This is a genomic window from Burkholderia sp. AW49-1 (assembly GCF_053427845.1).
In genome coordinates this window covers 1-297 of record NZ_JBSAXF010000129.1, presented here as the reverse complement: position 1 = coordinate 297, position 297 = coordinate 1, and the positions used below count along the sequence as shown (strand labels likewise).

1 pseudogene is annotated in these 297 nt (G+C 63.0%); it reads left to right on the top strand.

What is annotated here, in order from left to right:
• Positions 1-58 precede the first annotated feature (58 nt).
• Positions 59-297, top strand: a pseudogene (locus tag ACV22W_RS33725) (electron transfer flavoprotein subunit alpha/FixB family protein); the annotation flags it as partial.

Below are 297 nucleotides of genomic sequence, written 5' to 3'. Positions count from 1 at the left end.
ACGCTGGTCGAGAAGCTGAAGACCGAAGCCAAGGTGCTGTAAGAGGGAGCGCAAAGAAATGACGATTCTGGTGATTGCAGAACACGACAACGCGTCGATCAAGGCCGCGACGCTGAACACGGTGGCGGCGGCAGCGAAGATTGGCGGTGACATTCACGTGCTGGTCGCGGGGCACAACGCGCAGGGCGCGGCCGATGCGGCAGCAAAGATCGCAGGCGTGTCGAAGGTACTGCTGGCCGACGCGCCGCAGCTCGAAGCGGGCCTGGCGGAAAACGTCGAAGCGACCGCGCTGAACAT